Below are 13,816 nucleotides of genomic sequence, written 5' to 3' on the forward strand. Positions count from 1 at the left end.
AAACTAACTTCTCCCCAGATACTTTACATAGTATAACACCGCACCTATCAGGTATGCAGTCAGAGGGCATAACTCCCGGTTTAGCCAAGTGAGGAGTGTTCCTTTGGAAGAGCTGATAAAACTGGATTCTTATCCGATCAGAGGGCTGGTAGGGCGGCTGCTGCAGGATAAGACAACACGAAAAAATATATTGTTCGCATCGGACAGCTACGCTGGCTACGGTGCAGGATACAGAGATGATTCACAGATGACCGAGGGTGTGTTGCTGGGATTTGATTCCTGCGACATTCAGCCGAGAGTGTACAAGGCGGCATCAGAGCAGACGGAGCGTACCCGCAAACGTGCGGAGGTGTTCACGCCTGCGTGGATCGTCAATCAGATGAACAACCACTGCGATGCGGAGTGGTTCGGGCGAGCCGATGTATTCAATCATCAGGAAGGGCAGAAGTGGACGGTCAGCACCGATTCGGTCACATTCCCGGAGGGGAAAGACTGGAAGCAATATGTGGATTCCCGTCGGCTGGAGATCACCTGCGGTGAAGCGCCCTACATCGTATCACGCTATGACACATCGACAGGTGAGATCATTCCTATAGAGCGGCGCATCGGTATCCTTGACCGCAAGCTGCGTATCGTGAACGAGAACGCCGCCGATGAAGCGGAGTGGTTCAAATGGGCGTTCCGGGCATTTCAGAGCGTGTACGGCTATGAGTATCAGGGAGACAACCTGCTGATCGCACGCATGAATCTGCTGTATACGCTGGCGGACTACATCGAAGCGAAATGGCACAGGCAGGCGACACGGAAGGAGCTTGAAAAGTTCCTGAATGTGATCTGCTGGAACTTCTGGCAGATGGACGGCTTGAACGACACACCGCCCTATGGTATCCCGAACGATGAAGTTGTGCAGATGTCGCTGTTTGATGATGAAGAAGAAACAGCGGACGATGAGATCGTCTACTGTAAAATATATGACTGGCGGGCAGATATTTCCAAGCTGTTCAAAGGTCTGAAGAAAAGAGGGAAAGGCATGAAATTTGATTTTGTGATTGGAAATCCGCCGTATCAAGAGGACACAAACGGTGCTGGCAGACAGGCACGCCCTGTTTATCCGTTATTTATGGATACTGCTATCAATTTGCAACCTCAAGCTATTGTGATGATTACTCCATCACGATGGTTCACAGGAGGAATGGGCTTAGACGATTATCGCAAAAGAATGCTCGCCTCTAAAAACATTCGCAAAATTATTGACTATACGAACGCAAAAGATTGCTTCCCCAATATTAGTATAAGTGGTGGAGTTAGCATCGTAGTATGGACAAAAAGAGATAATGAAAGCTGTGAGTTCACCAACATAACAAATGGTAACGTTTCTTCTATGGCACGTAAACTTGATGAATTCGATACATTTATTCGGTATAATAGTGCGGTTTCATTAGTTCATAAGGTGCAAGCGCATTCTGATTCATTTTTGGATAGTATTGCAAGCTCGCTTATGCCGTATGGTCTAAATACCAATGTTAGAGGACAAAAAGAGCCTGCTGATGGATTATTAAAACTGTATTCAAGTAATGATACTACTTATATTCCTAAGAATATGATAACAAAGGGGAATGATACAGTCAATACATATCGTGTTATGATCAGCAAAACAAGTGCAGAACACGCTGGAGAACCAGGTAGAGACGGACGATTTAGAGTAATTCCTTCATCTATGCGTATAATTAGTCCTAACGAAGTATGCACACATTCTTATTTTGTAATCGGAAACTGGAATAATAAAACAGAAGCTGAAAACTGCGTAAAATACATGAAAACACAGTTTGTTCGCTCTTTGATGTTGGTTTGCATAAGTGGATTTGGTTTATCAAAAATAACACTTCCGTTTGTCCCACTCCAAAACTTCACCCCCAACAGCGATATCGACTGGACACAGCCCATTGCCGCCATTGACCAACAGCTCTATAAAAAATACGACCTCACCCCCGATGAGATACGTTTCATCGAGACCCATGTAAAGGAGATGGAATAAGTGGCAAACATCAACATTCAGACCACAAAAACTGCGATGCCCCGCTGTTACTGCTATTCTACGCCCACGATCTCCGAGCATGACGGGTGGGTGAAGATCGGCTACACCGAGCAGGACGATGTGGAAGACCGCATCCGTCAGCAGCTCCAGACCGCCCATATCCCGCACCATACCGAATGGAGCGACGTTGCTGTTTTTGCCGACGGCAGGACGTATTTCCGTGACAGCGATTTCCACGCCTACCTCAAAAAGCAGGGTATCGAACGCATGAAGCCGATGTCCGGCGACAAGAAACAGCCCGAGTGGTTCCGCATAAGCGGCGATGATTCGTTCTCGCTCTACTCCAAATTCCGCCGCACCAAGGGCGTAATGGATACTGTCGGAACGATCGCTTATGAACTCCGTGCCGAGCAGGAGCAGGCGGTCTCGCAGACGTTTGATTATTTCATGAGCCACGAAAAGGGCGAATTTCTCTGGAACGCAAAGCCCCGTTTCGGCAAAACACTTGCGACCTACGACCTCTGCAAGCGCTTGCAGGCGACAAAGGACGACTATGCCTGCAATATCCTGATTGTGACGAACCGCCCTGCTATCGCAAATTCGTGGTATGAGGATTTTGTAAAGTTTATCGGCACGGAGTCGGGTTTCCGTTTCGTGAGCGAGGTATCAGCCCTGAAAGGCAAGCCGTTTGTCATGTCCCGTGAGGAATACACCGACAGCCTGACGAAAGAACTTGCCGACTGTATCGAATTTGTCAGCCTGCAAGACCTGAAAGGTTCGCTGTATTTCGGCGGTCAGCATGATAAGCTGAAAGAGCTGATCAATATGCAGTGGGAACTGCTGGTCATTGATGAAGCGCATGAGGGTGTTGATACTTCCAAGACCGATGTGGCGTTTCATCAGATCAAGCGCAATCACACCCTGCACCTGTCGGGTACGCCGTTCAAAGCACTGTCAAATGACAAATTCCCGTCCGATGCGATCTATAACTGGACGTATGCCGACGAGCAGAAAGCAAAGGCAAGCTGGAACGATGCGGAGCGCAATAACCCTTATGAGAACCTGCCGCAGCTCAATCTGTTCACATATCAGATGTCGGAGATCATCCGTGAGGAATTGCAGCAGGGCGTTGAGATCGAGGGCGAGACAGAGGAGTATGCTTTCGATCTGAATCTGTTCTTCTCTGTCAAGCCAAACGGCGATTTCGTCTATGAGGAGTCTGTTGACCGTTTCCTTGATGCACTGACCACGCAGGAGAAATTCCCGTTCTCCACGCCGGAGCTTCGTGCAGAGCTGAAACACACCTTCTGGCTCCTGAACCGTGTGGACAGCGCAAAGGCTCTTGCGAAAAAGCTCAAATCGCACCCGATCTTCGGAGACTACGAGATCGTGCTTGCTGCCGGTGACGGCAAGCTCTCCGATGAAGAGGAAAGCAAGAAGGCTTACGACAAAGTCCGTGAAGCCATCGACCGCCATGAGAAGACGATTACCCTGTCCGTCGGCCAGCTGACAACAGGTATCACCGTTCCTGAGTGGACGGCGGTGCTGATGCTTTCCAACATCAAGTCTCCGGCGCTGTATATGCAGGCGGCATTCCGCAGTCAGAATCCGTGGCGCTATCAGGAGAACGGCACGCTTCATGTGAAGAAGAATGCCTATGTATTCGACTTTGACCCTGCAAGAACGCTGATCATCTTTGAGGAATTTGCAAACGACCTGTCCAGCGGCACTTCCGGCGGTAAGGGCGACAGCGACCAGCGCAAGCAGAATGTCCGTGAGCTGCTCAACTTCTTCCCGGTCATCGGAGAGGACGAAAACGGCGAGATGATCGAGCTGGATGCTGAAAAGGTGCTGTCCATTCCGAGAAAGATACGTTCTCTGGAAGTTGTCCGCCGTGGCTTTATGTCGAATTTCCTGTTCCAGAATATCGCCAATATCTTCAATGCACCGCCGGAGGTCATCGACATTATCCAGTCTCTGCCCAATGCGCCGGAGGGCGACCTTGTAGACGTATCGCCTGAAACAAGAGAAGACCTGTCCGTCAATGAGGAAGGTGAAGTGGAGCTGTCAGACGAATTTGTTATCGGCACAGCACAGGATGTGTTCGGTGACAAGATCTACAGCGATATTTCCGAAACGCTGGAACGCAAAACAGAAGAGATACTTGCTGCCCCCGAATCGACGGAAGATCAGCAGATATCCCATTTGCAGGATGTATTCCGCAAGGAGCTTGTTGCACCTGTGATGCAGGTGACAAACGACACCTATGGTGCCGACCTGAAGAAGCGGGATGCGCAGAAGCTCCAGAAGCAGCTTGAACAGAAGGCTGACAGGCTTGTTACGCAGGAATATGGTGATTACTCCATTCAGAAGAAAACGCTGGAAGCACAGCGGCAGGACGCACTTTCACATCTGAGTGAAACAGGTCAGACCGCTGCCGAGGTCAATGAACAATTCGATACTCTGGTGCAGGAGGCGACAGATGCTTTCAAGGAGCGTGTCAGCAATGTGCTGGAGGAGACTGTGCCAACTTTGTGCGAGGAAGTCGTAAAGACTGTCGAGACCAAGAAGCGTGAGCGTACCAAGGAGACCATCGAGGAGGCAGTCCGTGACCACCTCCGTGGCTTTGCAAGGACGATACCATCATTCCTTATGGCATACGGCGACGATGAGACCACACTCTCCACTTTCGATATGATCATCCCCGATGATGTGTTCTATGAAGTGACCAGTATCACACTTGACCAGTTCCGTTTCCTGCGTGACGGCGGTTCGTATACAGATGCAGAAACAGGCGAGGAGAAGCGATATCCCGGAAAGCTCTTTGACCCTGTGGTATTCGATGATTCTATCAAGGAGTTCCTGTCACTGCGTACACGGCTGGGCAATTACTTTGATGAAACCCATACCGAGGATATTTTCGACTATATCCCGCCGCAGAAGACCAATCAGATTTTCACGCCCAAGCGTATCGTGAAGCAGATGGTCGATATGCTGGAGCAGGAAAATCCCGGCTGTTTCGATGATCCGGGCAAGACCTTTGCTGATCTGTACATGAAATCAGGTCTTTACATAGCAGAGATCGTAAAGCGGCTGTTTAACAATGACGGCATGAAACGGGTATTTCCTAACGAGACACAGCGGTTACAACACATCTTTGAGCATCAGGTATACGGACTTGCTCCGACAGAGATCATCTATCAGATAGCCCTGCACTTCATTCTCGGTTTTGACGGCGGAGAGCTGATCGAAAAGCATCATCTGCGCCAGTGTGATGCACTGCCGCTCGCAAAGGATGGGACATTGGAAGCAAAGCTGGATAGTATTTTCGAGTAAGGTTTGATATGATACCAGAATATTACTAACACACGTAAATGGCGATTTCCAAAGCCGCTGAGTGATAAACACTCGGCGGCTTTATTGTTTTTCTGCCAACACCTCGCCAACATCCTGCCAACCACAAGGCATGAAATATCTGCTATACTGAAATTACAGCCAAAGGACAGCGTACAGCTATCCGCAAGGCTGAATAAAAGTATAACGGAGGTATCTGTTTTGAAACATTACAACGACTTCCTGATCGTAGGTATCGACCACGGTTATGGGAATATCAAGACCGCCAACACGGTAACGCCAACAGGCATCACCAAGCTCGATGCAGCACCTACCTTTACAAAGAACACTCTTTTCTTTGAGGGGAGCTACTACCAGATCGGTGAAGGACACAAGGAATATCTTGCCGACAAGTGGCAGGACGAGGACAACTACCTGTTCACGCTTATGGGCATTGCCCGTGAGCTGAACCAGGAGGGCATCACTTCGGCTAAAGTGTACCTTGCCGTGGGACTGCCGATCACCTGGGTAGGCAGACAGCGTGAGAGCTTCCGGCAGTATATGCTACAGCGTGAGAGCGTGGACTTCAAATATGAGGACAAGCTCTACTCCGTCCGCATCATCGGGTGCTATGTTTATCCGCAGGGCTATGCTGCAGTGGTGGAGAAGCTGAATGAAATGACAGGTCTGAGCATGATCGCCGACATCGGCAACGGAACGGTCAACATCATTTTTGTCAGCAACAAGCGTGTTATCAACACCAAAACTTACACCGAGAAAATGGGTGTGAACCAGTGCGTCAAGGCTGCGTCCAATGCGATGATGAACAAGCAGGGGGTAACCGTTGATGAGACGATTATTCAGAGCATGATCCGCTACGGCAAGGCTGACATTGCGAGCGAATATGCTGAGGTACTTCGTCAGGCTATTGCAGAGTACGCCGAGGACATTTTTGCTCTGCTCCGCAAGTATGAATATGACCCGAAGATGATGCGCCTTTACATCACGGGCGGCGGCGGAAAGCTGATTGAAAACTTCGGGAGCTATGACAAGGATAGAGTGACTATCATCGGAGACATTTGTGCATCGGCTAAGGGCTATGAATATTTCGCAGTTGCACAGCTTAAAAAGGAGGAGAAGAAATGAGCAAGGTTCTGACTACCTGTTTCCGTTTCAACATGGACAACCCTGAACACGCTAAGGCGTGGGACTACCTCCACAACTTCGACAAGGACAAGATCAAGTCTACTAACGTGGCTGCCATTACGGCGGTCAATGACTACTTCGACCGTATGGGAAGACTTGCTGACGATCCGTACTTTGAGACCCGTCAGCGTGAGGAGCGTTTTGTGGAGCAAATCGTGTCTGAGGTGGGCAAGGCGTTTATCGCTGAAATGCCGAAGTTTCTTGCAAGCCTGATGCTGAGCCTGAACAGGGGCTATCCGATGCAGGCTGTCTCCGTAGGAACGGAAAACAGTAGAGGATATGCCGAGATTGGCAATCCGAGCGCCACAGAGGGCTTTGGAAACGCTGACAACAGCGAAAACGACGATTATTCCGGTATTGATTTCGATTTTATCGGCGGCTGATACTGCTTGAAACAGCTTTACCGCCGAATACATAGCGGAGTGTTACAACAACAGCAACAAACCAATAGATAGGGGAAAAATCGGAGATATAACGCAAAAATGCCCGATAGCATTTTATGCGAAAAGAGAAAGCCTGCAAATATCACAGAGGAATTTGCAGGATTGAGCGCCTAACGCCAGTTGGGCGAGGCTCAAATTCGATACGGAGATCGAAAGTCTTGCAGGAACAAGACTACGCCCGTCACTGGATTTGCGCCGGGCTGGTAGTACCAATGTAGTGACACATTGGTCTCCCAGCTCAGAGACGTTCCCCCTCCGAGACCTTCCCCTAAGACCGCCGCAGGCGGAGAAAGGAGCGACTATGCCAAATCGCAGGCGCTATCACTCTATCAGTCTGAAACTGACCGATGAGGAGCTTCAGCTATGGAATACCAAGCATGAAGCGAGCGGTCTGAGCAAGACCGACTATCTGATGCAGGCTATCAGGAGTTCCGAAGTCAAGGTTTACTCCATAGAGGAGAGCATTGCACCTATCGTCCATGAGATCAGGAAGATCGGAACAAACCTCAATCAGCTTGCATACTTCTCAAACATCGGACAGGAATATCGTGTCCGTGCGGAGATCGAAGCGATACGCAAGACCAATGACAGAGTTATGGGGCAGCTCTCCGATTTTCTGAATGACCCGAAGTTCAGCATCAAGGGCAGTAAATAATGTTCGGGAACGTGAAAGTCAATTACACCCCCTGCAAATCCAAAGTGGCGGTGGAGCGCACAGCGCACTACATTTTGGGAAAGCTGCCTCAGCAGATCAAGGACGGAGTTATAAAAACAGCCCCGAACTTGTATTGGGGCATTAACTGTGATCGTGATAATTTTCCGAGAGATGTTATGATGACGAGAAAGCTGTTCGGTAAGCGCAATTCGGGCAATGCGAACCTTTCTTATCAGATCTCCATATCATTCTCTCCGGAGGACAGGGACAAGCTCACCAACGAGGAAGTTTTCAGGATAACGAAAGACTTTGCTGAGAAGTTTTTTCAGGGCTACGAAGTGCTGTTCGCAGTCCACATTGACAAGCCCCACCCTCACGCACATTTTCTCATAGGCAATTGCCATACCGTCACAGGGAAGGCATTCCGCCGTAACGAGAGAGACCTTTATAATATGTGTGAGTACCTGGGAGAGCAATGTCAGAAACGTGGGCTTACTCACTCTATGCGAGAGGAATATTATAATCACGATCTTGATGACAGCCCCGATAAGGAAACTTTTGCCGAAAAGCAGATGAAAGCCAAAGGCAAGGAGACGTTCAAGGATGAACTGAGAGAGGTCATTCGTATCGAGTGTGCCGACCCGAACAACAGGACTTTAGAAGATGTGGTGAATGCCCTCATGAAGCATTATCATGTGGAGTGCCGTGTCAAAGGCAACACCATATCCTACCGTCACCCGAATTATACCGATAAAAGCGGTAAACTTGTCTCGGTCAGGGGCAGTAAGCTGGGTGATAAATATACAGTGAAAGGAATCAACTATGAGCTTGGAAAGGATCAACGAGGACGTGAAGATCAAGAACTCGCAGGAACAGCAGTTATCACCGAAACCCGACGAGGAAGTGATAATATCAGAGAAAACAGGCAAGACAATACCACAAGAAACGATTCGTCCGTTCAGTCGGGAAAACCATCAACGACTTCAGGAACTGGCAGAACACAGGACGGAAAGCAGATACGCAGTACAGGAGACACAGGAGCAACTACCAATGGAATACAAGCCGGAGATAGTACTGGCACCGGCACTTCCGCAGGGGATAGACAACATCAAGGCGAGAGTACATCAACTGTTAGATCGCTCGGGAGCGAACACTCAGAACGCCAAAGTGGACGAGAGAGTTCTTCTGATGGCATCGGCAGTTCTGGAGATGTGCGATCTTTTGAAGATCTATTCCGAGAGTATGAACAGCGAAATGGAACGCCTGAACGAAAGCGCAAGCCACAACCTGAACCTGCAAGAGATGTACGCAAAAACCGTAGAAAACGTAACGAACCTGGCGGTAGGTAACGTCTATTACAACCTTAAAAAGCAGGAAAAGGAAGCTATCAACGAGCTGATGCAATATGTGCAGGCAAACAGCGATCAGATGGAGAAGGATATTACCGCCTGTGCAGGCAAAGTAAAATCGGCGACCGAAGTCGCCGAAAAAGCATCAATTCAGATCAGCAAGTCGGTGAAGCGTTTCTGCACTGTCAGAACGATAGGCGATCTTCTGTACTATGCTGCACCTGTTGCAGTGGTGATAGATGTACTGCTGAGGTTGTTTGATTTTATCTGATCATTCGTCATTCAAGCCGAAAATCTCAGCATCATCTTCCTCTGAAACAATGAATGATTTGATAAGCGGATCCGAGGGCGGCTCCTTGCCGTCCTCATGAGCGTGCCAGCGAGGATTGGTCTCTGTTTTTTCAAGAGTCTGCTTGATAAGATCAAAGTTTTCGCTGTCCTTGAAACGCTCAAAAAACTGAGCCTTGTCTGCCTGGTACAGCAGGCGGTGTTTGAAAATGTTCTTGTTATAGTTCATAGCCAAGCAGCTCATAGCCATATCTGTGCTGAAATTGCTTTCGATCTTGAAGTAAAACTGAAACAGCAGATGATATGCAACAAAAACATCACTTTCGATCATCGTTAGATATTTCAAGGGTGAAATTCTATCAGCAATCTCAGCAAGTACTTCTTTGGGAGCTTCGCTTGTATCCGTAGAGAACAAAGTCTCACCGAACGCAAGCATTTCTTCAGGGTTGATCTTATAATCGGCTTCAACGAGCTTGCGTACAATAGAGGTTATGGAGATCGTACCGTCAGAGTTATCATGGATAAAGCCGAGGTCGATCAGCTTGTCTATCTCTGTGAAATCAATAAGCCTTGTCAATTTCTGAAACAACATTTTCGGAACACCCGATTCGGGCATGAAACGCATATATGACAGAACATATTTATCGGTAACAGTGAGGTCTGCCTTTCTGAACAGGCTTTCAATGTGACGATAGTGTGTGTCGGTCTTAGGCTTACGGTCTTTATTAGCAGGGATTCTTGCTTTCATATTCTTGATTCCTCCTACAAGGGCATCTGCACAGGTATCGGGCGTGTCGGTTCCTCTTTTCATGGAGCGGGCGCACAGCTCCAATGAAAACGGATATTTATCTGTTATCAACGCAAGACGGTGCATTTTGAATTTTACATCAGAATCATTCTCATCAAACGGATAAAACTGCTTTATCAGATCATATGATTCACGGAATGTCCTGAACTCTGTCAGGTCATATACAGTAAAATCATCGTCATAGTGAGAATAGGAAATGAAAATAACATCACATTCCAATTCAAGAAGGTCAGGCAGTTTTGAGTCACGATCGGCAGGAACATTATAGTTGTCGATGATGAGCAGGAGATTTTTACCAAATGCCGACAGAAGTTCAAGGTTTTCTTCATAGAGAGCTTCAATGTCACTGCGGATAAATGCCATATTCGGCAGAACATTCGCAATAATATCTGCTATGCCGTTATGATATTCATTGTAATTATAATATCCGATATGGGCATATTCCGAAGCATACTTTTGCGCATAAGTGCGGACAAGCTCGCTCTTGCCGACACCTGCAACGCCTGTCAGAAACACTTTACCATCGGACTGCATCAATGCGTGCAGCTCTTCAAGCTCCTTTTCACGTCCAGTAAAATATTTTGGCGGAGCTTTAGGTTTAGCTTTGGAAAACAGACCTTCTGAGTTGCTGTTCGGATCATAGTAGTAGTCCGCATACCAGTTCTTATCAGCCTTATAATACGGACGGTATGCGGCAATGGTCACAGCAGTATAGAACACTTCCGCAAGATGTTCATCATCGGAGTATTCACGGGTATTATTCAAAGCAAACTGCTTTTTATAGGGTTTGGATATAAGCGGATCATTGATGATAAGGTCAAAGAACGAAACATGGAGCTGCGGTTTGTCGAGGATGTATTTCAGCATACCTTTAATATCACCGAGCAGTACAGACTTATCCTTTCGCACATAAAAATCCGTGATATTAGAGGATAACGTGCGAGTGCCTTTATTCAGCTTTGACGGTTCTGAACGGTCATATTCCGGACTGGTCGGATCGTTAAAATAGGACTTGAACAGCATATCCACCAATGCCTGATAGGTGCCCACAGACGATGATACGAGCTGTTTATAAAGAATGGCGATCACGGTTTTGATATCACAGTTCATACGGCAGCTCCTTTCGATATTATACCAATATAATTATATCACAAAGCCATATCAAATTCAAGCAATATCGGAAAATGTGCTGTGCTATTCTTACAAAATACAGGCTATTTATTTGTGCAAACAAATAGTTATTCTTTTAACTTAGACATATTTCATTATTTGTTGTACGTTTTCGTGCAACAAAAGGACGTTATTTTGCTGTAAGTGAAAGGAGGTTTTTACATGACAATATTTGAAGAAGTAAAAGAGCTTGTGGACGTGCCCACTGCCGCCCGAAGTTACGGCGTGGAAGTTCACCGAGGAAACATGGCACTCTGCCCGTTCCACAGGGAGCGTCATCCGTCCTGCAAGCTGTATGAAGATCATTATTACTGTTTCGGTTGTCAGGCTCACGGCGATGTTATCAAACTGGTGCAGGAGCTTTTCGGGCTGTCAGCTATCGAAGCTGTGAAGCAGATCAACAGCGATTTCGCTCTCGGTCTGGACTTGGACAAGCCACCCGACAATAAAGCTATCCAAAAACGACGCAGGGAGATCGAACAGCGAAAAGCAGAGAAACTGCATATCACCCGAATGTATGACATTCTGCTCAGGTACTTTACCCTACTTCATAAATACAAGATACGCTATGCCCCGAAAGCTCCCGAAGATGAGATAGACAGGCGGTACATTTATGCCATTCACCATATTGATTATGCGTGGTATCTGCTGGAGACTTTCAACCGTACCGATAAGCAGGGGCAAGATGAGATAAAATTGGAGGTAGACAGGATTGAACGAGAATACAAACGATGTGTCGAAGAATGGGGAGAATGTTGAAGTAACCACTCCGCCTGAAAAGAAAAAGCAGGAACGTGAGCTTCCCGACTGGATGCTCGATAAAACTACGGTCAACGAGCTGAAATTCTGCAAGCTGTTCACGCAGAAGCACCCCATGAAGTGCATTGGCGGACGGTTTTTCGACTATGACGGACTGGTGGACGAGAACGCACTTGGGGCGGAGGTCTATCGTATGCTCCGTCAGGGCGTGTGGATAGGGCTTTCAAAGAAAGTTGTGCAGATCATGGACGCACTGCGGCTTTATACATACAGCGCACCGCTTAACCCTGACCTCAACTTTATCCATGTGCAGAATGGAAAGCTCGACCTGAATGGCAACTTTTATCCACGAAAGGAGTTCTGCCAAAACCGCCTGAACATCTGCTATGACCCGAATATCCGCAACGGTGCGTATTATCCCGAAAGGTTCCTGACATTCCTCATGGAACTGCTCACCCCTGAAGATGTGACCACCTTGCAGGAATATCTCGGCTATCTGCTGATACCGTCCACCAAAGGGCAGAAGATGATGTTTCTTATAGGTCAGGGCGGTGAGGGAAAGAGCCGTATCGGCATCGTTCTTCGTGAGATATTCATGGACAATATGCTGACGGGGAATGTCCACCGCATCGAGAATGACCGCTTTTTCCGCTACAATCTCAAAGACCGCCTGCTTATGGTGGACGATGATATGCAGATGCAGGCGCTGTCGTCCACGGGATATATCAAGAACCTTGTCACCGCCGAAACGCCCATAGATGTTGAAGCCAAAGGCAAGCAGAGCGAACAGGCGCTCCTGTACACAAGGCTATTGTGTTTCGGCAACGGCAGTCCGAAAACGCTTTATGACAAGAGCAAGGGATTTTCACGGCGAATGATAATCCTCACCACCTTGCCGCCGCCCGAACGCCGTATCATTGACCCGTACATCGCCGAGAAGTTCATCGCCGAGAAAGAGAAGATTTTTTGCTGGATGTATGACGGACTGCTCCGCCTGCTTGCCAACAATTACCGCTTCACGATCTCCGACAGGGCAAGGCAGAATGTCATGGAGACTATGCAGGACAACTGCAATATCACGGAATTTCTGGAAGATACGGACAGGGTGCAGTATGGGGGAAATCTGCGGGTCGCATCATCGGCACTGTATGACAGTTATTACCATTGGTGCGAGGACAACGCCCTCACCGCCCTGAAACGTGAGACTTTTGTATCATGGCTCAGGCAGAATGAAGCGACGTATCATATCAAGTATGATCTCAATATTCCGAGTGGGAGCAGTCATGTCCGAGGCTTCAAGGGCATTGCGTTAAAGTTTAAGGCAAGTACCTATTAAGGCGTGTAGGCGTGTAAAGCTCGTAACTGCGAGCTTTCTGCCGTGTAGGTCAGGTGTGTGACCGCAGAAACGGCGTGTGGCACACACGCTGTCAGACACTTTACACGGCATAGGCACACGCTTAAAACAGCGTATTTGCGCCGTTTACACGGGAACACGCCATTTTATCAAGTTGTTTATGTTCCGAAAAATAAAGGAGGAAAAAAGAATGGAGAAAGTTCTTTACACAGTCAAAGAGGTATCGCAGATACTTCACACAAACCCGTCCTATGTTTATCAGCTCATCAATACGGGGCTGCTGCCTGTTCTGAAGCTGGGCTCATATAAGGTTCGGCACGAAGCTCTGATGAAGTTCCTGTCCGAATACGAGGGCTATGATCTTTCCGACCCGAATAATGTGGAAAAGATCACTGCCACAGCATAAAAACTGAGGA

At 47.9% G+C, this 13,816-nt stretch carries 10 protein-coding genes and 1 pseudogene; 10 read left to right on the forward strand and 1 reads right to left on the reverse strand.

All coding sequences use genetic code 11. The features are described from left to right. Positions 1–103: 103 nt before the first annotated feature. The 7 genes and pseudogenes from CUS_RS19855 (at position 104) to CUS_RS20430 (ending at position 9,292) form a co-directional block, all read left to right on the forward strand. Positions 104–2,035, forward strand: coding sequence for an Eco57I restriction-modification methylase domain-containing protein (locus tag CUS_RS19855; protein ID WP_002850933.1), 1,932 nt, complete (start codon positions 104–106; stop codon positions 2,033–2,035). Further along, positions 2,036–5,371 (forward strand): DEAD/DEAH box helicase, encoded by a 3,336-nt coding sequence (locus CUS_RS11480; RefSeq protein ID WP_002850944.1) that lies wholly within the window; start codon positions 2,036–2,038, stop codon positions 5,369–5,371. It abuts the gene before it with no gap. 219 nt (positions 5,372–5,590) lie between these two features. Next, positions 5,591–6,514 carry a ParM/StbA family protein gene (locus CUS_RS11485; protein ID WP_037277198.1) on the forward strand — a complete coding sequence of 308 codons (924 nt, stop codon included), beginning with the start codon at positions 5,591–5,593 and terminating at the stop codon, positions 6,512–6,514. After that, positions 6,511–6,957 (forward strand): hypothetical protein, encoded by a 447-nt coding sequence (locus CUS_RS11490; protein ID WP_002850955.1) that lies wholly within the window; start codon positions 6,511–6,513, stop codon positions 6,955–6,957. The genes CUS_RS11485 and CUS_RS11490 overlap by 4 nt, the downstream gene beginning before the upstream one ends. Before the next feature lie 361 nt (positions 6,958–7,318). Continuing rightward, positions 7,319–7,672: a plasmid mobilization protein gene (locus tag CUS_RS11495; RefSeq protein WP_002850912.1), complete on the forward strand. Its 354-nt coding sequence runs from the start codon at positions 7,319–7,321 to the stop codon at positions 7,670–7,672. Further along, a pseudogene (locus tag CUS_RS20785) lies at positions 7,672–8,154 on the forward strand (relaxase/mobilization nuclease domain-containing protein); the annotation flags it as partial. The gene CUS_RS11495 and the pseudogene CUS_RS20785, both read left to right, overlap by 1 nt. A gap of 340 nt (positions 8,155–8,494) precedes the next feature. After that, on the forward strand, positions 8,495–9,292 hold the full coding sequence (locus tag CUS_RS20430; protein WP_242831553.1) for a hypothetical protein: 798 nt from the start codon (positions 8,495–8,497) through the stop codon (positions 9,290–9,292). Here the strand turns inward: CUS_RS20430 and CUS_RS11510 are convergent, their stop codons facing one another. Beyond that, a complete protein-coding gene (locus CUS_RS11510; protein WP_002850931.1) occupies positions 9,293–11,227 on the reverse strand; it encodes an AAA family ATPase in 1,935 nt (644 codons plus the stop codon). Between the two features lie 222 nt (positions 11,228–11,449). Here CUS_RS11510 and CUS_RS11515 point away from each other — a divergent pair, with 222 nt between their 5' ends. The 3 genes from CUS_RS11515 (at position 11,450) to CUS_RS11525 (ending at position 13,806) form a co-directional block, all read left to right on the forward strand. Then, entirely contained in the window at positions 11,450–12,046 is a 597-nt protein-coding gene (locus CUS_RS11515) for a CHC2 zinc finger domain-containing protein (protein WP_002850969.1), read from the forward strand. Continuing rightward, complete coding sequence (locus CUS_RS11520) at positions 12,000–13,382, forward strand: DNA primase family protein (protein WP_002850929.1); 1,383 nt, start codon at positions 12,000–12,002, stop codon at positions 13,380–13,382. Before CUS_RS11515 ends, CUS_RS11520 begins: the two co-directional genes overlap by 47 nt. A 208-nt stretch (positions 13,383–13,590) precedes the next feature. Then, on the forward strand, positions 13,591–13,806 hold the full coding sequence (locus tag CUS_RS11525) for a helix-turn-helix domain-containing protein (protein ID WP_002850904.1): 216 nt from the start codon (positions 13,591–13,593) through the stop codon (positions 13,804–13,806). Positions 13,807–13,816 lie beyond the last annotated feature (10 nt).

Origin of the sequence: Hominimerdicola alba 8 (assembly GCF_000178155.2) — a bacterium.
Classification (GTDB): domain Bacteria; phylum Bacillota; class Clostridia; order Oscillospirales; family Ruminococcaceae; genus Hominimerdicola; species Hominimerdicola alba_C.

Bases quoted from the DNA above. Each gene is read 5' to 3' on its own strand.
- CUS_RS20430 (WP_242831553.1), top strand. From the start codon at position 8,495: ATGAGCTTGGAAAGGATCAACGAGGACGTGAAGATCAAGAACTCGCAG.
- CUS_RS11525 (WP_002850904.1), top strand. From the start codon at position 13,591: ATGGAGAAAGTTCTTTACACAGTCAAAGAGGTATCGCAGATACTTCAC.
- CUS_RS11515 (WP_002850969.1), top strand. From the start codon at position 11,450: ATGACAATATTTGAAGAAGTAAAAGAGCTTGTGGACGTGCCCACTGCC.
- CUS_RS11490 (WP_002850955.1), top strand. From the start codon at position 6,511: ATGAGCAAGGTTCTGACTACCTGTTTCCGTTTCAACATGGACAACCCT.
- CUS_RS11510 (WP_002850931.1), bottom strand. From the start codon at position 11,227: ATGAACTGTGATATCAAAACCGTGATCGCCATTCTTTATAAACAGCTC.
- CUS_RS11495 (WP_002850912.1), top strand. From the start codon at position 7,319: ATGCCAAATCGCAGGCGCTATCACTCTATCAGTCTGAAACTGACCGAT.